This is a genomic window from uncultured Clostridium sp. (assembly GCF_947072515.1).
Lineage (GTDB): Bacteria > Bacillota > Clostridia > Clostridiales > Clostridiaceae > Clostridium.
In genome coordinates, this window is sequence record NZ_CAMTIG010000012.1 from 1 (window position 1) to 21,883 (window position 21,883).

General features: G+C 28.5%; 16 protein-coding genes. 4 read left to right on the forward strand and 12 right to left on the reverse strand.

Annotated elements, in window-relative coordinates; all coding sequences use genetic code 11:
- Positions 1–101 precede the first annotated feature (101 nt).
- Both Q0W06_RS06350 and Q0W06_RS06355 read right to left on the reverse strand, forming a co-directional pair.
- A complete protein-coding gene (locus Q0W06_RS06350) occupies positions 102–389 on the reverse strand; it encodes a hypothetical protein (RefSeq protein ID WP_297632940.1) in 288 nt (95 codons plus the stop codon).
- Between the two features lie 128 nt (positions 390–517).
- On the reverse strand, positions 518–841 hold the full coding sequence (locus Q0W06_RS06355) for a hypothetical protein (RefSeq protein ID WP_297632943.1): 324 nt from the start codon (positions 839–841) through the stop codon (positions 518–520).
- A gap of 397 nt (positions 842–1,238) precedes the next feature.
- Here Q0W06_RS06355 and Q0W06_RS06360 point away from each other — a divergent pair, with 397 nt between their 5' ends.
- From Q0W06_RS06360 to hdcB, 4 genes are all read left to right on the forward strand, one after another.
- The gene (locus tag Q0W06_RS06360; RefSeq protein ID WP_297632945.1) at positions 1,239–2,429 is read left to right on the forward strand and encodes an MFS transporter; all 1,191 of its coding nucleotides are present in this window, start codon (positions 1,239–1,241) and stop codon (positions 2,427–2,429) included.
- A gap of 400 nt (positions 2,430–2,829) precedes the next feature.
- Positions 2,830–4,290, forward strand: a complete 1,461-nt coding sequence (gene hdcC / locus Q0W06_RS06365) for a histidine-histamine antiporter (protein WP_297632948.1) — start codon at positions 2,830–2,832, stop codon at positions 4,288–4,290.
- Between the two features lie 407 nt (positions 4,291–4,697).
- Positions 4,698–5,633 (forward strand): histidine decarboxylase, pyruvoyl type, encoded by a 936-nt coding sequence (hdcA, locus tag Q0W06_RS06370; protein ID WP_297632951.1) that lies wholly within the window; start codon positions 4,698–4,700, stop codon positions 5,631–5,633.
- A 22-nt stretch (positions 5,634–5,655) separates the two neighbouring features.
- Entirely contained in the window at positions 5,656–6,180 is a 525-nt protein-coding gene (gene hdcB, locus Q0W06_RS06375; RefSeq protein WP_297632954.1) for a histidine decarboxylase maturation protein HdcB, read from the forward strand.
- A 248-nt stretch (positions 6,181–6,428) separates the two neighbouring features.
- On the opposite strand, the gene Q0W06_RS06380 is transcribed toward hdcB, so the two are convergent.
- From Q0W06_RS06380 to Q0W06_RS06425, 10 genes are all read right to left on the reverse strand, one after another.
- On the reverse strand, positions 6,429–7,925 hold the full coding sequence (locus Q0W06_RS06380; protein ID WP_297632956.1) for a hypothetical protein: 1,497 nt from the start codon (positions 7,923–7,925) through the stop codon (positions 6,429–6,431).
- A gap of 192 nt (positions 7,926–8,117) precedes the next feature.
- Positions 8,118–9,068 carry a 6-phosphofructokinase gene (pfkA, locus tag Q0W06_RS06385; RefSeq protein ID WP_297632959.1) on the reverse strand — a complete coding sequence of 317 codons (951 nt, stop codon included), beginning with the start codon at positions 9,066–9,068 and terminating at the stop codon, positions 8,118–8,120.
- Between the two features lie 237 nt (positions 9,069–9,305).
- Positions 9,306–9,440, reverse strand: coding sequence for a MetS family NSS transporter small subunit (locus Q0W06_RS06390; protein WP_297632962.1), 135 nt, complete (start codon positions 9,438–9,440; stop codon positions 9,306–9,308).
- Entirely contained in the window at positions 9,437–11,008 is a 1,572-nt protein-coding gene (locus Q0W06_RS06395) for a sodium-dependent transporter (RefSeq protein ID WP_297632964.1), read from the reverse strand. The genes Q0W06_RS06390 and Q0W06_RS06395 overlap by 4 nt, the downstream gene beginning before the upstream one ends.
- 266 nt (positions 11,009–11,274) lie before the next feature.
- Complete coding sequence (locus Q0W06_RS06400) at positions 11,275–13,122, reverse strand: glycoside hydrolase family 13 protein (protein WP_297632967.1); 1,848 nt, start codon at positions 13,120–13,122, stop codon at positions 11,275–11,277.
- Between the two features lie 210 nt (positions 13,123–13,332).
- Entirely contained in the window at positions 13,333–14,514 is a 1,182-nt protein-coding gene (locus tag Q0W06_RS06405) for a polysaccharide deacetylase family protein (protein WP_297632970.1), read from the reverse strand.
- A gap of 287 nt (positions 14,515–14,801) precedes the next feature.
- Positions 14,802–15,284 (reverse strand): HAD domain-containing protein, encoded by a 483-nt coding sequence (locus Q0W06_RS06410; protein ID WP_297632973.1) that lies wholly within the window; start codon positions 15,282–15,284, stop codon positions 14,802–14,804.
- 98 nt (positions 15,285–15,382) lie between these two features.
- On the reverse strand, positions 15,383–17,368 hold the full coding sequence (pulA, locus tag Q0W06_RS06415) for a type I pullulanase (protein WP_297632976.1): 1,986 nt from the start codon (positions 17,366–17,368) through the stop codon (positions 15,383–15,385).
- 68 nt (positions 17,369–17,436) lie between these two features.
- Positions 17,437–19,452, reverse strand: a complete 2,016-nt coding sequence (locus Q0W06_RS06420; protein WP_297632979.1) for an amylo-alpha-1,6-glucosidase — start codon at positions 19,450–19,452, stop codon at positions 17,437–17,439.
- Between the two features lie 24 nt (positions 19,453–19,476).
- The gene (locus Q0W06_RS06425; protein ID WP_297632982.1) at positions 19,477–21,837 is read right to left on the reverse strand and encodes a glycogen/starch/alpha-glucan phosphorylase; all 2,361 of its coding nucleotides are present in this window, start codon (positions 21,835–21,837) and stop codon (positions 19,477–19,479) included.
- Positions 21,838–21,883: the final 46 nt, after the last annotated feature.

A 21,883-nucleotide genomic window follows, 5' to 3' on the forward strand; every position in this document is an offset into this window, starting at 1 on the left:
ATAAAATAAAGGACTTTTTCAATTTTGAAAAAGTCCTTTGTCTACAAGCTGAAAGCTCCTAGTGTTAGGAGCTTTTTAAATAATTTCTTCATTAATACACATTATTTTTTTATCTTATTAATGTTTTTGCATTTATTATGTTCTAAAACAATTTCAATGCCCGAAATAATACTAACTACTCCTAAAGTTGTTGCTATACATATAGCAGTACTCACCCCAGCTGTTAATCCACTAGCTACTCCAACCATTCCCATAGAAGAATATAAAATTGGTTTACCCATTTTTGATAATCCTTTTCCTGCTTGTTTTACTATCTTCTTTGGCTCTGTTTTAACATCTATTTTGGGAAGAGTTATTATTTTATTTTTATTTCCTTTTTCTTTATCCATTTTTAAGCTCCTTTTATTTTTCTCATATTCAAAATATGAAAATTTTCCTTGTTTTGCTACTTATAAATATAGGATAAAGATTTTCTTTTATTAAAAAGGAGTTGCAATCTAACAACTCCAATAATATTTTATTCTAAAGTTTCTAACAATCTTTCTACTCGTAATATATCCTTTGGATATCTCTGTCTAGTTTGTTTTGAATTAATAACTACTTCTAAACTTTCTTTAACTCTATTAGCCTGTATTATTTTTAATAGAGCATTAACTCTCGTTCTTGTTGCTGTTATATACTTATCATTACTTTCTTCATATATCTCTTCTATTATTTTTCTTTTTTCTTCTCTATCTTCTAATCGTTTTTTATTTTCTAAAAAATATGCGATGTATTTACAAATAAATCCAACTCCTGCTGATTGGTATGCCCTTTTGAATTGCTCATTATTAATAATCATTTTTTGCCCCCTAACTTTGAATTTCCAGTTTCCCCTTAAACTTAGAAAATAAGCTATTTTTTAAACTTTTTTCTATTTATAGTAAATTTTAGTTTTTTCTTTACATATTGTTTTTTTTATACTTCTTATATTAACATTTTAGCACATTTTACACATTTTTTTAATATTTTTTATGTAATTTTTAATTTTTTTTAATTTATTTTAAGTATTTTCTTTAAACTTAGTGAACTTTTAATTAAATATGATAACTTTCCATGTGAAAGCATTTTCATTTGTTATATACTGTACAAGGTAGTGTATTGATACACTTTCATAAAAACCATTACAATAGTAATTTTGTGTATCACGCTACATCTGTAATCGATTTATTTTTATACATTAATGGAGGAAATTTATTATGAGTAATACTAAGAAAAAAAGTGCTTTAATACCTTTTCTTATAGCACTACCAAGTATTGGCTTAGGTCTTGCTTGGAACATGAATAGCACATTAGTTCCTTTACTTGTTAAGGGTGCTACTTCATCAGCATTTAAACTTTCAATATTAGTTACTATGGCGCCAGTTACTGGAATTATATTCCCTTACTTAGCTGGAGTTATAAGTGATAGAACAAACATGAAGTTAGGGAAAAGAAAACCTTGGGTTTTAATCGGTGGAATAATCGGAGCCGTTGCTCTATTCTTACTTGGTTTCTCAAGCAGCTATATCGTTATGTTTATTCTAGCATTTATAGTTTACGCAGCACTTAACTTTTATCAAGGTGCATACTATTCTTGGATGCCAGAAGCAGTTGAAGATAATCAAATAGGACTAGTTACTGGTCTTGGAAAATTATTCTTCTCATTAGGAGGAGTTATTGTTTTCTTTACAGGTGTTTTATTATTTAACATCTCAAAACCATTACCTTTCCTAATCGTTGCAATAGTTGTTATTGCTCCAATTCTTCTAGCTACTTTTACAGTTAAAGAAGATACTACTAAGTTTAATAAACCTGCTAAACTTAGTTTAGACGTACTAAAAAATGGAAGTGCAATGAAAGTATTTATGACTGCATTCTTCTTCTATATTGGATATGGTTTAATAATGCCATTCTGGATTCCTTATTATACAAAAGTAAATCACTTCACAAGTACTGAAATCAGTTTTGCTTTATGTGGATTTACTATAATTGGATTAATCCTTTCAATATTTATAGGTATGTGGTGTGATAGATTTAATAAACAAATAATCTTCTTAATCGGATGTATTATATTTGGAGCTTCATTCTTCTTAGGATGGACAGTTCATTCGTTAACTGGATTATGGGGATTCACAATAGTTTATGGTATCGGATTCGCTATAATGAACGTTGTATTCTATGCATTAATACCAGTTGTTGCACCAAAAGAAAAACTTGGTGAATATATGGGAATAAACAACGTATTCTTATGTATCCCTCAAATTATTGGTAACCTTGTAGGTGGATACTTAATAACAAACGATCATGGTTCATTATTATTCCCACTTTCAATTGGAGCTTTAGTTATAGCTTGTTTAATAATTGGAATCGGAAAAATAAAACCACACAATCCTGAATTAACAGTTTAAGAAGTTTAAATTAAATAATAAATTCAAAACTCTACTTTAAAATGCTAGAACTTAAAGTAGAGTTTTTTTTATAAAGAAATTTATTAAATTTCTTTATTTTTTTAAATAAATTGTAAATATTTTTCTTTGATTAAAAGTAATATATTTGCTTTCTCCAGGCTCATATTTATATATTTGGTTATTAATTCTATTTTTTCTATATTAATCATCAGTTTCTTTCTAATTACTATGTTTTATTCTGTTTTTTTATAAATTTCATTAAAATCTAAAAATATAAGTAACCCTTTATTAATTTATGTAAATGAATTCAATGTGGACTTGCTCAAAATCAAGGTATAGAATATTAATCAAAGGCAGTCATCTTAATTCTTACAAAATTATATTGAGAGGAAGATTTAATATGGACGAAGAAAAAGCAAAAGCTGGCAAACTTGGACTATTTGGTCTTATTGCGCTTTGTATTAGTGCCATGGTTGGATCAGGTGTCTTTGATTTACCTAAAAACATGTCTGTGGAAGCTGGGGTTACTGCTCAACTTATTTCTTGGATTATTACTGGTATTGGTATTTGGTTTATTGCTGAAATGTTTGTAATACTTAGTGATGTTAAATCTGATTTAACCGCAGGATTATATAAATATGCCGAAGTTGGTTTTGGACCATTTAGTGGTTTCTTTACTGCATGGGCTTACTTTATTTGTGAATGTGCTGCTAATGCTGCATATGCAGTTTTAGTTATGAGTACATTAGATTATTTTTTCCCTGGTGTTTTCACCGGAGGTAATAACTGGGCTTCAGTTATTGGGGCTTCCATAATTACTTGGCTAATTACCGCATTAGTTCTACAAGGTGTGCAAATTTCAAGCGGAATACAAAAAGTAGCTACAGCTTTTATGCTTGCAGTTGTCTTTGTATTTTTAGCAACTGTTGTAATGCATTTTAATATACACACTTTTACTGCTAATGCCGCTGCATCTAGGGCTATTCCCGCCTTACAGGATAAACCTATGGGCAGTATTATGCATCAGGTAATGAATACTATGATGGTCACATTATGGCTATTTGGAGGTATTGAAGGTGCTGTTGTTATGTCTGGTAAAGCAAAGGATGTAAGACAAGTATCTAAAGCAACAATTATCGGATTTATAGTTTGTTTAGTTATGTTTGCTGCTGTAGGTATGCTTTCACTTGGAGTATATTCATACGGTGAATTAGCTAATATGACTTCACCATCAACTGCTTATATTTTAACAAATTTATGGCATAGTACTCTGGGTCGTGATGTTATAACTGTTGCATTATTATTTGCAGTTTTTTCAAGCTGGATTTCATGGATTCAAATGTTAGCCGAACTACCACAACGTGCTGCTGCAGATGAAGGATCATTCCCTAGAGCTTTTGCAAAAATCTCTAAAAAAGGAGTTCCTGCATTCTCAATTATCGTAGCAACTATTGTAATTGAAGTTGTTATTTTAATTGCTCATTTTGATAGCAGTGCATATCAAATGCTTTTAACTATTGTTGGTGTTATGACAATTCCACCTTATCTATTCTCTGCTATGTATTTAATTAAGATTAGTAGACAGAAAGAGAATAATGATTTTGCTACAAGTAAAAAACATAGTAAAAATACAGCACTGATTATTGGTATTCTTGCATTTGTATATATTATATTTATGGCATATTCAGCCCAAATTAAATATACACTTATTTCATTTATTTTCTATGCAGTTGGTATTCCACTTTATATGCTAGCTAGAAAACAACATGGTAAGAAATTATTTAGTAAAGGCGAAGCTATATTTGCAATTGTAATTGTATTAGTTGCACTTTATGGAGTTTATGTTCTGATTGCAGGATAAAATTCTATTATTAATACTGTAAATACTATACCTTTTCAAGAAAAAAAGTATAGTATTTACATACATAATAAAAGGCTTAATAGAAATCCATTTTTTTCTATTGAGCCTTTTTTTCTTATTTAAATCACACATTCTTATTATATCTATATATTTTTTGATTAATTATTAAAAAATAAAATCATTTTTAGATAATTTTCAAAGCTTTCTAATTTTAAGATAACATTTAACAGTGAAATTTCACTAACACTGTTTAAAGTGTTAAAGTTTTCCCACTTTTTTCTTTATTGTATCATTTATTCCACCCCCAAACCGTTTGCATAAAAAATATTAGAGGAGTACACTGTAACCGTAAGAAATAGATGGCGCCTTCTTAATGTATATTATTAAAATTAATGGAGGTATTTGATATGACTGAATTAGATATTAAATTAAACAAATTAGGAGTTGACCGTATAGCTATTAGCCCATATAAACAATGGACACGTGGATATATGGAACCTGGAAATCTTGGTAATGGTTATGTTACTGGTTTAAAAGTTGATGCTGGTGTTAGAGATAAAACTGATGACGATGTTTTAGATGGTATAGTTTCATATGACCGTGCTGAAACAAAAAATGCTTATATTGGACAAATCAATATGACAACTGCTTCAAGTTTTACTGGACCACAAGGACATGTTATTGGTTATGATATGTTAAGAAATCCAGAAGTTGATTCTGCTAAACCACTTTTTACTGTTAAACAATGGGATGGTAGTGATTTACCAATTTTTGATGCAAAGCCTTTACAAGATGCTCTTGTTGAATATTTTGGTACAAGTAATGACCGTCGTCATTATCCAGCTCCAGGATCATTTATTGTTTGTGCTAACAAAGGTGTTACTGCAGAAAGACCAAAAAATGATGCTGATATGAAACCTGGTCAAGGTTACGGAGTTTGGTCTGCTATTGCAATTTCATTTGCTAAAGATCCATCTAAAGACTCTAGTATGTTTATTGAAGATGCTGGTGTTTGGGAAACTCCTAACGAAGATGAACTTATTGAATTTTTAGATACTCGTCGTAAAGCAATTGCAAAATCTATTGCTGAATGTGGTGAAGATGCTAATACATCATTTAAAGAATCTTGGATTGGTTTTGCTCATGTAATGATGAAACCTGGTCAAATCGGTAATGCTATTACAGTTGCACCTTATGTTTCATTACCAGTAGATTCTATCCCTGGTGGATCTATCCTAACTCTAGATAGAGATATGGAAATAATGGAAACTCTTACTATGCCAGAATGGCTAGATAAAATGGGATATAAATCTCTTACTATTGACGGAAAGATTAAATACTAATAGATAACGGAGGTATAGTTGCATGGAAGAAGTCTCAAAAATAAATAGTCAACGATTTGTACAACGTGTTCCAGATGAATCTTATCAAAAATTATTTGAATCTCAAATTTCTAACCTTGATGAGAAGTTATCACAAATCGTTATTAACGAAGAAAATAATAGTTTAACTATGTATATTACCTCTATTCATAAGGTTTATAAGATTCATTCTAATGTAGTTACTAGTATTACTAAAGATTCAGTAGAATCTGCATGTGCTTCAAAAGGAGTACCTAACGGTAAGCTAAAAATTAGTTTTGTTTCTGGTGATGAATGGAACCTTAATAATATTATTTTTGGTCGTGCATATGATTTTGTTCAAGATGTAAAACCAAAAGATATTAATATGGCAAACTATGACAATACTATTAGAGGACAATTTCCTCAATTACTAGATCCAGACCATGCAGAAGAAATAGATCGTCTACGCAAATGGATGCAAGATGGCCATATCAGTCATTATGAATTTGATGATGCCAACCCTGCATATCCCAAAGCCGGAAAATAGAAATTAATGTTTATTATTACTATATTAAATGAACTTGTTAATTATAGTGATTAAGCTAAATTTATATTTACAAAGGATAAAGGAATTTAAAGCTTTGTTCTTTGTAAATATTCTTATATATTTTAAATAAAATACGCCTTATATATTAATATTTTAAATAAAAAGAAGCTCTTTAATTATTGAAATTAGAGAACTTCTTTTTTTTATATACTAATTTTTTTTATATACTAATTTTTATTATTTTTAAATTAGTTAGATTCATTATTATCCTTAACTTCTTTTACATAGCTCCATGTCTGGCCTTGATTTTTGGATTCATATAATCCTGTTCCACCGTCAAGATAATCTCCATCTGAACCTTGACCTACAATCATTTCTAATACTCCATCTTTTTCATAGGGCATGTTTGGAAAGTCAAATTCACTTACTTCTTTTCCATCTTGAACAATTTTATGCGTTGGATAATTTACTTGTTTAAAAGTTTTTCCACCATCATCTGTTCTATATAAATATGCATTTGTTCCACCATTTTTAGATAAGCCTATAAATCCTATTTGTTCATTTATAAACTTTACCCCATTTGCTACTCCAAGCATATCTCCAAAAGGATTTTCATTTATAATACTCCAACTCTTTCCACTATCTGTAGTTTTACTTAAAGAATATGATCTACTTCCTAAGGCTGCAGCTGTAACATCTAATCTATATCCAATTTCTTTTGTCCTATATGATTGTTCTTTTGAATTCTCTGCATTATTTGTATTGTCTTCATTATTATTTTGAGCATTATTCACACTATTTGTAGGAGGTGTTTTGGATTTACTCCATTCTTTATTATTAATTAAATTAAATCGCATTGGATTAATATCTTCTTCTTCTCCTGGTACAAATATTGATACTGTATAACCTATTATAGGTGTTTGTACTGCCTCTAAATTTTCTTCTTTTGTTCCCCTTGTAATAAAAACCATCCCTGTTGTGTTATTTCCCCAATCTCTTTTCCCATAATAGACTAGTCCATAATTTTCAGTATTAAATTTATACTCTACTTTATCAAAAGGTATGGCACTAACTGTTTCTATTAATGGTTCTAAAAGTTTATCCTCATTATAAGTTGGATTTGCATATCCATTTAATATTACTGTAATATCTTTAGACTTTTTTGAATCATAACTTATCAAATAGGATTGTTCTTTCCCATTTCTATTTTTTCCATAAACAAAGGTATCAAAAGATGTTATTGTTCCATCAGCATTATAATTTAACGTAAAATTAGTAGATATAAATAATTTACTTGGTAACGCAATTTTCTTATTTATATCTTTAAAAATACCTTGTACACCATCTTTATAAATATTATTATTTTCAAATTTTACAGATTTATGATTCACCATTCTTTCTATTACCCAAGAAAGTTTACCATTATATTTTATCCCACTTTTATAAATATTAAATCCATAAAACGCTGTTATTAATATAATAATTACAATGGAAATATACTTCCATACATTTAATTTTTCTTTTTTCTTTAACTCATCTTTTTCTCTTTTTTTCATTCTAATTATTGTAAAAATAGTTATTAATAAAATCCCTATTAAAGCTCCAACTAAGATATAAATATTATTGTTATATCTTCCATATTGGCAAAGTGAAGCTAAAGCATAAAAGAAAATCCAATAAATAATTAATAGTATTGGATTCATTATCAGTGATATTATCACTTTTTTAATTTTTGTTTTAAACATTTTTTCCCCCTATACAATTGTTTTATTCTTTTGTTTAAAGATAGTCTATATACTATATATTAACTTTAAATTAAAATTAATCCAATTGTTTTAGTTCTTATATTTAGGTAAAGTAAATTTTTAACCCTTATTAAAATATTTATAACAAAAAAGCTTAGCCTTTATTTTCAAAAGGCTAAGCTTTTTTATCTTCTATAATAATAATTCCATAAGGTCATATTGGTCTTCTTTATTTCCTCTTTTTATATTAACATCATTTATATCAACACTTATCATTTGATTATCTCTTATGCCAACTGCCTTACCTGAAATTCCTTCTTTTAAAAGTTGTACTGCATGCAGTCCCATTTTTCCAGCAAGCATTCTATCTAAAGATGATGGATTACCACCTCTTTGTATAAATCCAAGAACAGTATTTCTCACTCCAGTATTTAATCTTTCTTCTAAATAACATTGAACTTTTTCAATATCATACATTCTTTCAGTAATGATTATAATACTATCTTTTTTACCTTTATCCATATTTCTTTTAAGTTTTAATGCCATTTCTTCTAAACTTAATTTTCTTTCTGGCGTTGAGATTATATCTCCACCTCCAGCTATTGCTGAATAAAGTGCTAAATCTCCACAGTATCTTCCCATTACTTCAACTATAGTTGCTTTTTCATGAGATGCATCTGTATCTTTAATTTTTCTTATGCAATCTAGTACAGTATTTAACGTTGTATCAAAACCTATACAATAATCTGTATATTCTAAATCATTGTCTATAGTACCTGGAATTCCTACAACTTTAACTCCCATTTCATGTAACTTGTTTGCTCCTTGAAATGATCCATCCCCACCAATTACGATAACAGCATCAATACCATGCTTTTCAAGATTTTCAAGTCCTATTTGTCTTCCTTCTACTGTTGTAAATTCTGGACATCTAGATGTCTTTAAAATAGTTCCCCCCATTTCAGAGATATAATCTACATCTTCTTCTGATATTTTTTTAATTTCATCATTTAGAAGTCCTGTATATCCTCTCTTAATTCCAAAACATTCTATTCCATATTTGCTAGAAACCTTTACTACAGCTCTAATAACAGCATTCATTCCCGGTGCATCTCCACCACTTGTTAAAATTCCTATCTTCATGGTTTTATCTCCTTAGTTATAAATATTTATATTATTTTATGTCTTAAACATATTTATCCTATTATTTTTAAAACATAATTTATCTTGTCTATTCTATAATAACATCTCCATACATAGTTTTACATATTTTTTTGTAAACATTTTAATTCCACTAAACTATAGCTTTTGAAATTTAAAGCTAAGAGTATTTTAATAATAATCTTAGCTTTATCTTTCCTATTTATTTTATTTTACTATCTATGCTACTTTTCTATCTTTTTCTCTTACTACTTCTTCCTTTTCATTCTTTAACAATATTTTTAATGAAACTCCAAATCCACCCCATAAAACTCCTGCTCCTATTAGGAAAAATATAATTGATGTTTCTGTCATTTTGTTTTCCTCCCTATAAATTCTTTATTATTCTCTTCTCTATCTTTCTCTATTGCTAATTCCTCTATATTTAAGTTTTCATTATAGTTTTCAATTTTCACTGTTTTCCATGGCTTTTTAGATAACAATAATGCCACTACTATACCTGCTCCTATAACACTCCAACCATATACTAAAAGATTAAGTATTTCATAGCCTCCATAAGGAACTTTAATTTCCATTAATATATTTTGTAGTATCATATATATTAAAATTCCCGGTGTTATAAATTTAACTGCAATATCCCACCAACTACCTATTTTAATATAAGACATTTTATTAGAATGCTCTCTTAGCTCTTTTGGTTTTACTATCCAACCTATAAATACTACTTCTAATAGTCCAACTACTACTATTCCATAATTATTTATAAATGCATCCATTATATCTAAAATATATAATCCAGCATTGGTTGCAAATAAAGAACTCATAATAAATCCAGTAATACACATTATAGAAACTACTTTTTTTCTTTTCCATCCAAACTTTTCTTTAAATGGTGCTGATACTGCCTCTGTTAATGAAACTGATGATGTTATTCCTGCAAAAATTAAACATAGGAAAAATAATGGACCTAAAAAACTTCCTATTGGCCCCATTGCACTAAATATTTGTGGAAATGCCACAAAAGCCAATCCTACTCCACTAGATACAACCTCTGAAATCCCAACACCTTGTGCTGTTGCCATATATCCTAATATTGCAAATACTGCTATTGCAGATAAAAATTCAAATCCACAGTTTGCAAATGCTGTCACAAATGCACTATTATTTATATCTGTTTTTTTAGGTAAATAACTTGCATATGTCATCATTATTCCACTTGCTAAACTTAATGAATAAAACACTTGTCCATAGGCTGCTATCCAAACCTTTGGTTTTAACACCATATCCCAATCTGGAGTCAATAAAGTATTTAGCCCTTTTGCTGCCCCTTCTAATGTAACTGCTCTTATTGCAATAATTATCATTATTATCACTAAAGTTGGCAATAATATTTTATTTACTTTTTCTATTCCCTTTTTAACACCTCTAAAACAAACAAACCAATTTATCCCCCATATTACTGCAACTCCTAAAAGTACATACCAAACAACTCCACCAATATCAAAAGGTGATGAACTTAGCTTAAGAAATTCATTATGAAAAAAAGCATTTGAATCATTTCCCCATCCACCTTTTATACTAAGTACAAAATAATTTATTGCCCAACTTATAATTACACTATAATAAGCAACTATAAATGCAGATGTTATGGTTGGCCACCATCCTATCCACTCCCATTTTTTCTTTGCCCTAGCTACTGCTAAAGGTGTAGTCCCTCTATATTTATGCCCCATAGAATATTCTAAAATAAGTAATGGTATTCCCGCAGTAAATATTGCAAAAAAGTATGGTATTAAAAATGCACCACCACCATTTTCATAAGCTACATAAGGAAATCTCCATATGTTTCCTAATCCTACTGCTGATCCTACTGCTGCTAAAATAAACCCAACCTTTGACCCCCATTGTTCTTTATTCTCCATAAATTCTCCCCCTTTTCAATTATCACTTTTAAAACAAATAGTCTATTTCGTTTCGATTTTAGTATTTTATTTAGTTCTTATTTAATAATTACTTTGTTTTTAAGCTATTTGTTTAATAATATAGTTATTATAGTATCTTATTTTTACTTTTATGTCATTTTTTTCTTAATATTTGGACATATTTTAATTTTTGATAGTGATTAATGTACAAAAAGAGGGTTAGTAATCTCTTACTAGCCCTCTCATCATTATTAATAAAAATTTATTTAAGGAATTATCTTTATATCATATGGTTTTAATTCTATATACTCTTCTAAATTTATTTCTTTTTCTTCTAATAAATCTGTAACTCTCTTATTTTGTAGATACTTTGGTAATTCTTCATTTTTTTCTTCCTCTGAATTATTTATTATAATAGTAATATCTTCTTTCTTATAAATTAAGATATTACTATCTTTTTCGCCTTTAATCCAATCTATTTTTATAGTATTTAAACTTTTATATTTCTTTCTTATTTGTATAAGTTTTTGCATAAACTTATACATTTTTTCATCTCTATTTTCCTCATCCCACACCATACATCTTCTATGATGTTCTTGTCCTGCACCTTGATTTCCTCTCATGCTTATTTCTGTTCCATAATATATACATGGGGTTCCAAGTTGTGTAAACATAAATGCTAAAGCTAATTTTACTTTTTTCTTATTTCCCTTTGCTAAACTTAAAATTCTAGGAGTATCATGACTATCTAAAAGATTAAATATGACTTCCATTATCTGCATTGGATAGCTTACTGATATATCATTAACCATATATTTAAAGCTTTCTCCATCCATAATATTTGTAATAAAATAATCTCTTATAGCATCTCCTAATGGATAATTCATTACTGAATCAAACTGGTCTCCCATAAGCCATGGTAATGCATTGTGCCAAACTTCTCCTAGTATATAGGTATCAGGATTTACTTTTAAAACTTTTTCCCTAAACTTTCTCCAAAAAGCATGATCAACTTCATTGCTTACATCTAATCTCCACGCATCAATGTTCATTTCTCCACTCCAATATTCAGCAACCTCTAAAAGATGTTTTATTACATCTTCATTTTCTGTATTAAGCTTTGGCATTAACGCCGTTCTTCCAAAAGTTTCGTAATTTAGATTTCTTCCATCTAACTCTTCTAAAGGCTTGTCCGTTACAGGAAATTTATTTATATGGAACCAATCTTTATACTTAGACTTTTCTCCATTTTTAATTACATCTTGCCACTCTTTAGAATAATATCCTAAGTGATTAAAAACAGCATCTAACATAATTTTTATTCCACGCTTGTGTGCTTCCTCTACTAACTCTTTAAAATCTTCTTTTGTTCCAAGCCTTGGATCAATCTCCATGTAATCAATTGTGTCATATCTATGATTTTGAGTAGCATTAAATATTGGACATAAGTATAGTCCATTTATTCCTAAATCAACAAAATAATCAAGTTTCTCTATTATACCTCTTAAATCTCCACCCATAAAATTTTTCCCTGTAGGTTCTGTTCCCCATGGCATCACATATGTTGGATCTATACTTTTATCTCCATTATTAAATCTATCTGGAAATATTTGATACCATATTGTTTCTCTTACCCATTGTGGAACCTTAGGCACATCAATATTATTTAAATATGGAAAACAATAAAAATCACTTATTCTACTTAATTTCTCTTCATCATTTTCTCCATTTAACTCTAATATTCTTTTTTCTGTAAATAAAATTTTTTCATTTTTACCTTCTAAAATAAAGGCATATCTTGATCTTTTTTTAGGTGGTTTAAATTCTGCTAACCAATAATCAAAGTATTCTGTTTGAACCTCTTTTTTCATTTCTATAGTTACACCACTCCAATGTCCACCTGATGCATTTAAATTTCCACCATCACATCCACCTTCATCCCAAATATATGGATCTCCTATTCTCAAACTTGCTTTTTCTATATCATTTTTTTTAGTTCTTACTCTTAAATGTAATGTATCTTTATCATACCCATATGCATAATTACTTTGAGGACTATGGTATATTGCTTCTTTAGTTATAGTTTCATTCAAAACTTTTTGAATCCTTTCCATTTACTATTCAACTCCTCTTTTTTTAGTAATATTTTTACTTAATTACTCTTTATTTTATTTAAATAGATTATAGCACCTACAAAAAATATCTATTGTATATTTTTTATATTTCTTGTATATTTTCTATATATTTTGGAATAAAATAAAAAGAACTTTTTCATCTAAAAAGTTCTTTTTACTAGTTCACTAATTTTATTTTAAATATTCCATCTAATTTGATATTACTTTAAAAGCATATCCTTTATTTTTAAAGTACTCTATTATTTGTGGTAGAGCTTGTACAGTTGTTCCTTTTCCGTTTGCGTCATGCATTAAAACAACTACATCTTCTGAATTTCCAGCTTCTTTTATAGTGTTAGAAAGAATTTTACTAGATGCTACATTTACTCCACTTGCATCAGATGAATCAACATTCCAATCTAAAGATACTATTCCAGCTTTATTTAATGCATTGTTTAAAGCCCCTAAATTTCCATCTTTATAGTATTGTCTTGACATATACCCACCTGGCATTCTCATAACTCCAGTACTAAAACTATTTCCTAATACACTTTTTAATATCCCATTAGTTTTATTTAACTCATTCATAAAAGCATTTACACTAACAGTATTTCCTGGATATAATGTTTTAAAATTATGAGAATATGTGTGATTTGCTATAGCGTTTCCACTATTATATACATCTTTAAGATATTGTTTATTTGCACTTGAACTTTCCACATTTGATCCTAATACAAAGAATGTTCCATGTACTCCATACTTTTTAAGAATTTCTAGAACCTTAGGAGTATTACTGCTTGGACCATCATCAAATGTTAAAAATACTTCTTTTTGTCCATTTTTTTGTCCATTTAACATTGCATTTACTTGTCTTACTGGAACAGCATAACTTTTTGCACTTTGAATTATATTAGATCCTGATATAGGTTGTACATTTTGTTGAACTTCTTCCTTATTCGCAGTTTGCTTCTTTTGCTCTTCTTGTTTCTTTTGTTCTTCTTGCTGTTTCTTCTGTGCTTCTTGTTGTTTTTTTGCTTCCTCTTGTTGCTTCTTCTGCTCTTCCTGCTGTTTCTTTATTTCTTCCGCTCTTTTCTCTTCCTCTTGTTGTTTTTTTATTTCTGCTTGTCTTTGTTCTTCTGCTTGCTTCTTCTCTTCCTCTATTTTCATTTGTTCTTCTTGTTGCTTCTTCATTTCTTCTTGCTTTTTATTTTCATCATCTTTTGCTGAATTTATATTATTTTTTGAATCATCTATATCTTTTTTTATATCTGTATTTATTCCGCTGTATAATTCCTCTGATTTTACTTTACTACTAAAAAAATATGTTGTTGCTAAAGCGCCTCCCACCATTACTGTAATAGCTGAAATAATAAGTGTCTTCTTTAGTTTCATTTTGTTCATCTCCTCTTCAAATCTACTCTATACATTAATTATATTCAAATTTCGTACAAATTCGATTAAAATTAGGATACAATTTTAACATTTTTCATATATTTTCGTAATATTCTTAATACTTTTTTGTAATCTTTTGTAATATATTTCCCTATATATTCTACATATTTCCCATTATTATTCTATTTTTCATTTAATTTTTTCTCATTATTATAAGCTTTTTAACTATTTATACTCTCTCATATACAAAATAAAATTTCCTCAATTTTTTAACTCTTTCATCTTCCCTATAATTCTTTTAATTTTTCAATTGCTCTTCTTCCATCTTTTACAGTAAGTCCAATTTCAGCATTTATTCTAATTAAATTACGGTTTATTTCCTCTTCTTTTAATAATAAATCGTCTATCACTATATATTTTTTAACTTCCCCATGATTTTTTAACCATTCTATAATTTCTTTTCCTTTAACATGGCTAAAAGTTTTTCTCCTTCTAATTTCTTCTGTACTAAAATCCGGTGTCTTATCAAATATTTTTATATCAAATAAATTTAAAGTATCATATAACAACTGTGAGTAACCATCCTCAGGTAATAATTCATCATTAAACCATAGTCTCCATCCAGATGAAAGAACTACTTTAGCTCCTGTTTTTTCTATTATATTTTTTAATATTTCTACTCTTCCTTTATCTATAATGTCACATTTTTTCTCCTCAATTAATTTCTCTGAATTAAGAACTCCATCTACATCTAAAAATATAATCTTCATTCCTCTTCCTCCTTTGTAAAGCAAACTATTTTTTCCACATAAAAAGCCTTAAATCAGTTCTAAATTTAAGGCTTTTATTTTCTATTTCTTAATTAATTTTATTCCACAACTAAAATATTAGCTGATATTCCTTTTACTTTTATTTTCTCTTTTTCTAATACACTATTTTCAAACTTCAAGTCTTTTATCACATAGTTCCATTTATCCTTTGGAATTTGGACTTCTTTTTCTTCTTTATTACCATTGAATATCACTAATACTTTTTTATATTTATTTAGATTTTCTCCATCTATTGTATATGCTACTATTCCTTCTTCTTCTAGCTCTAAAAACTCTATTCTTTCATCAATTTCTTTAGCTGAATTCATTCTAAATATTTTATGAGTTTTTCTAAATGCTATTAAATCTCTATAGTATTCAAATACATCTTTATATTTTTCTTTTCTATTCCAATCTAGTTTATTTACTAAATCACTTGATTTATAGCTATTTTCTATAAGTTTTCCATTTTCATCGCATTTTGTTCTTAAGAATTCTTCTCCTGCATGAATGAAAGAAATTCCTTGTGATGTTAATATTATTGTAGCTATAAGCTTATTCATTCTTATTTTTTCTTTTTCTGAATAATCCTTAGCAGTTATTTGAAGCTTATCCCATAAAGTATAATTATCATGAGCTGAAGCATATGTTACTGTTTGATATGGTTCATTTGCCCAAAACTCATCTGAATAAAGAACTTTCTCATAATCTATTCCATGATGATTTGTAGCCCCTACAATTCCACATTTTATAGTTTCTTCAAAACCTTCTCCTCCATTAACAAATCCACATTCCTCTTCTTCAAATACATCTCCTTTTACAGCATCTCTAATATCGTCACTAAATGCTGCAATTTGAGCTTTCTCATATTGAACTGTATTTTTCTTTATTGCTCTATCCTTTTCTTTTAATGGACTATCTCCACCTGTCCATCCTTCTCCATAAATAATTATAGATGGATCTATTTTATCTAATTCTTCTCTTATTATTTTCATAGTTTTAACATCATGGACTCCCATAAGATCAAATCTAAATCCATCAATATGATATTCTTTTGCCCAATAAACTAATGAGTCTATCATAAATTTTCTAAACATACTTCTATCCGAAGCTGTTTCATTACCACATGCTGATGCATTTGAAAAATCTCCATTTTCATCTTGTCTATAATAGTATCCTGGAACTACTTTATTAAATAAAGAATCTTCTCCTTGATAAGTATGATTATAAACAACATCCATTACTACTCTTAGCCCCGCTTCATGTAAGTTGTGCACCATTTCCTTAAATTCTTTTATTCTTACATCTCCATCAAATGGATTTGTAGAATAGGAACCTTCTGGACAATTATAATTTTCAGGATCGTATCCCCAATTATATTGTGGTATATCTAAATTTTTCTCATCTACTGATTTATAGTCAAAACTAGGTAATAAATGTACATGAGTAATTCCAAGTTCTTTTAAATGAGTTAATCCCGAACTTACTCCTTTTGAAGTTTTCGTATTTTGCTCTGTTACTCCTGCATACTTCCCTTTATTTTCTATTCCTGAATCTTCATCTATAGAAAAATCTCTTATATGCATTTCATATATAATTGCATCTGTTGTATCTTTAAACTTTGGTTTTCTATCCTTTTCCCAATTTTCAGGATTTGTCTTATCTAAATTAACTACCATGCTATATTCTCCATTAGCAGTTACAGCTTTAGAATTTGGATCAATAGTATTATTTATTTTTCTATCTATTTCAACTTCATATCTGTAATAGACTCCATGTAAATCTCCTGTTTTAGTAACTTCCCATACACCGTTAGCCTTTTCTTCCATGTCTTTATCTTCTATTTTATAAAATTCATTCTCTATTTTTGAGTATAAATTTAATATCACTCTTTTGGCTACAGGGCTCCATAATCTAAATATAGTTTTTTCCTTATCATATATTGCTCCTAATTCTAAATTTGAAGTATACTTTTCCTCAAATTCCTTTGAATTAAATATTCCACTTATTTCTTTTTTATTTTTGTAAATCTTTTTTATATCCATAGTCTTTCCCTCACTTTAAATCAAACTAAAGCTATTGCAGAACTAAAAATTCTACAATAGCTGTGCCTCTAATTAAATATATTAATATGAGCTCTATCTAATTCTTTAATTTTTTCTCTTACGCATTCAAAATAAACTCTAAGTATTTCTCCTACACCCCAAGCTTGGTTATAACAACCTCTTGGAGAATATGGTGCATCACCATCAAAAATTTCTGCTATTCCACCTAAGCAAGAATCACAAATATGAGTTTCCATTTCACTTAAAGCCTCACTTACAAATACTCTTGCTTCTTCTGAATAATTATTTACTTTATAATATCCACTTAAAAAAGCACCTAATGGGAAAGACCATACTGTTCCTTGATGATATGCCATATCCCTATCTGTAAGTTCTCCTTTATATTTCCCTTTATAATCTTCATCTTCCCTATCTAAACTTCTTAGTCCAAATGAGGTATATAATTCGTTATATATTTTCTCTATTACTTTTTCTTCTTTTTCCTTTGGAAGCATAGTGAATGGAAGAGATATTGCATAAACTTGATTTGGTCTTATAGCACCATCATTTCCTTCTTCATTTACTACATCATATAAACATTCTTTCTTTTCATTCCAGAATTTTTTATTAAAAGACTCTTTAACTTTTTGAGCTAAATTTTCATACTCTAAATATTCCTTATCTTCAAATTCTTTTCCTAATAATGCAGCTATTTTTAAAGCGTTATACCATAATGCATTTATTTCTACTGGTTTTCCATGTCTTGGTGTTACAACTATTCCATTGGCTCTAACATCCATCCAAGTAACTTGGTCTTTTCCGTCTCCTGCATTAATTAAATAATCCGTATCCATTCCTATTGAAAAGTCTGTTCCATTACTATAAGCTTTAATAATATTTTTTATAGTTCCATAAAGCTCTTCTTTAACAAATTTCAGTTCTTCTTTTTGACCTTTATATAAAAGGTAAGTATATATTGCATGTACATACCATAATGAAGCATCTACAGTGTTATATAGTGGTTCTTGTCCAAAATCAGGAAACATATTTGGAATAATCCCATTCTTTTCATATACACTAAAACTTTTTAATATTTTCTTTGTATCTTCTAATCTACCAGTACACATTCCTACACCTGTTAATGCAATCATTGTATCTCTTCCCCAATCTAAAAACCAAGGATATCCCGCTAAAATAGTTTTACTATCTATAGAATCTCTATCAACTATAAAATTATCTGCTGCTATTGGTAAAAGTTTTGCTATTGGTCTATTATCACCTTTAAAAGTATTTCTTAATGCTCTTATTCTTTTTTCTTCACTACTAACAATTTTCTCTGAATTAATATTTTCTTTTTCCAAAGTACAAATTAAGTAAGCTTTCTTTTCTTCATAAGGCTTCACATCTATAGTTAATTTTCCTGGAACATAATATCTATCTAAATAATCATCTCCAGTAGATTTATCTACATCATAGAAAGCTTCTTTTGTTATGCTCTCATTTTTAGAAGATACTCTTCCATTTTCTATAATTATCTTTATACCTAACTCTTCCTTTATTTTAGGATTAAGCTTAAATCCATCTTTAATATTCTCTTTTTTAAATAATAAATTTTCTGGTAAAGAAACTTCTCCTGGTACTCTAAATGCCATATATGGAGCAAGTTTAATTTCTCCTCCATCTTTATTTCCTTTTATAGAATATTCTAAGATTGCTGTATTTTTATCTTTTTGTAAAAATACTCTTTTCTTTATAACTGTCCCATTTATAAAATACTTATATTCTGGTATTCCGTTATAAGAAAAGCTTTGAAGGTTTTTAAAACCTTCAATAACTTCATCTTCATATTTTGTAGTTGTTAGAGGATACTCTATTTTATTAGATATAAATTTTTCTTCTACCTTTGGAAGTATCATATATCTTTCATCTGGAGATTTTAATGCTGCAATTAATACAGCATGATATTTTCTACTATTAGCTCCTATAATTGTAGATCCTGCAAATGCACTTCTTCCATTTGCTATCATCCATTCTTTTTCTATTCCTCTTTCATAATTTATAAAATCACTTTTTCCAAACCTCATAACATACTCTCCTATTTATCTCTTTTATAGTTTATTTTTTGTAGGATTAATATTCCAAATATCCTTACTATACTCTAAAATTGTTCTATCTGATGAGAATATTCCTGCATTACACATATTATAAAATGCCATTTTAGCCCATCTATTCTTATCTTTGTATGCTTCAAAAACTCTATCTTCAGCAGCTTTAAAGCTTTCAAAATCTGCTAGTAATAAATATCCATCACCTTCGTTTACTAATGAATTATATAAATCTTCAAACAATCCTGTATTTCCATCATTAAATGTTCCATTTATTAATGAATCTACCGCTCTTTTTATAGACCCGTTATTATCATAATATTCTCTGCTATTATAATGATCTCTTAACTCTTCAATCTCTTTAACAGTAAGTCCAAATATAAAATTATTTTCTTCTCCACTTTCTCTTACTATCTCAACATTTGCTCCATCCATAGTTCCAAAAGTAGGTGCTCCATTTAACATGAACTTCATATTTCCAGTCCCTGATGCTTCTTTTCCTGCAGTTGAAATTTGTTTTGATAAATCTGCTGCTGGGAATAATTTTTCTGCATATGAAACTCTATAGTTTTCAACAAATACAACTTTAATTTTTCCTTCTATTTCTTCATCATTATTTATCATATTCGCTACTTCATTTGTAAACTTAACTATAGCTTTTGCCCTTCTATATCCTGGGAAGGCTTTTGCTCCATAAATAAATGTAGTTTTCGGAATATCCATATCCTTATTTTCTTTTAATCTATAATATAAATCTAATACATATAAAGTATTTAATAATTGTCTCTTATATTCATGTAACCTCTTAATTTGAATATCAAAAATTGAATTTGGATCTAACTGTATGCCTTCACACTCTCTTATATATTTAGTAAGTTGCTCTTTTTTAGAATGTTTTATATCCATAAATCTTTCTAATACTTTTTCATCATCAGCAAACTTTTCAAGTTCTTTAAGTTTACTTAAATCCTTAACCCAACTTTCATCTCCTACAAGTTCAGTAATGAATTCTGATAATTCTCTATTACAAAGTCTAAGCCATCTTCTTGGCGTAATTCCATTAGTTTTATTTTGGAATTTTTCTGGATATAAATTATACCAATTATTAAGTTCAGTTTCTTTTAATATATCTGTGTGTAATTTAGCAACTCCATTAACTGCAAATCCCACTGCAATAGCTAAATTAGCCATTCTAGTTATACCATCTTTAACTATTCTAAACTCTTCAATAGCTTCTTCTGAATAACTTTTTTTCTTTAATTCATTTATAAATCTAGTATCTATCATTTTGATTATTGCTAATATTCTTGGGAATAATGCTACTATAAGTTTGTTATCCCATTTTTCTAAAGCTTCTGCTAATATAGTATGATTTGTATATGCAAACACACCTTTTGCTATCTTTAATGCTTTATCAAAGGTTACTTTATAATCATCTACTAAAATTCTTATAAACTCTGGTATTGCTAATACTGGATGAGTATCATTTAATTGAATTGCATGATACTCTGAAAAGTTATTAAAGTTTTTCCCAAATCTTTTTACATGGCTTCTTATAATATCTTGAACTGATGCACTTACTAAGAAATATTGCTGTCTAAGTCTTAATAATTTACCTGCTTTCATGTCATCATTTGGATATAAAACTCTTGATATATCATCTGCTTTATTTTTAAGTTCTACTGCTTTTGCATATTTACCTTCATTAAATGCATGAAAATCAAAACTTTCTAAAGCCTCACATTTCCATAATCTTAAAGTATTTATATTTTTGCTATCGTATCCTATTATTGGAGTATCATATGGAACCCCTTTAACTTCCATATCTTTAAATGTAACAATGACAGATTCTCTTTCTCTTCTTATACTCCAAGGATCTCCATAAGTTAACCAATTATCTGCACACTCTTCTTGGAATCCATTTTTGAAATATTGTTTGAATAATCCATTTGAATATCTAATTCCGTATCCTCGTAAAGGTACTTCCATAGCTGCCGCTGAATCCATAAAGCATGCCGCAAGTCTTCCAAGACCTCCATTACCAAGAGCTGCATCTTCTTCTGATTCTTCAATTTCATTAATGTCTATATTTAACTCTTTTAAAAGATTTGAAACTTCTTCATATAATCCTAAGTTAATTAAATTATTTCCAAGTGCTCGTCCCATTAAATATTCTGCTGATAAGTAATAAGCTTGCTTTCCTTCTCCATAAACCTTATTAGTGTTGTTCCAATTATCAATTATAGTTTCCATTAATGCTGATGAAAGGCTCCAGAATATTTCACCTTTCGATGCTTCTTCTAAGCTTACACCATACTTTATTTTTAGCTGACGTTCCATAGATTCTCTTAATTCATTTTTCATTTAAAATTCCTCCAATAATATTTACTAAAATCTTCTCACACTTCTA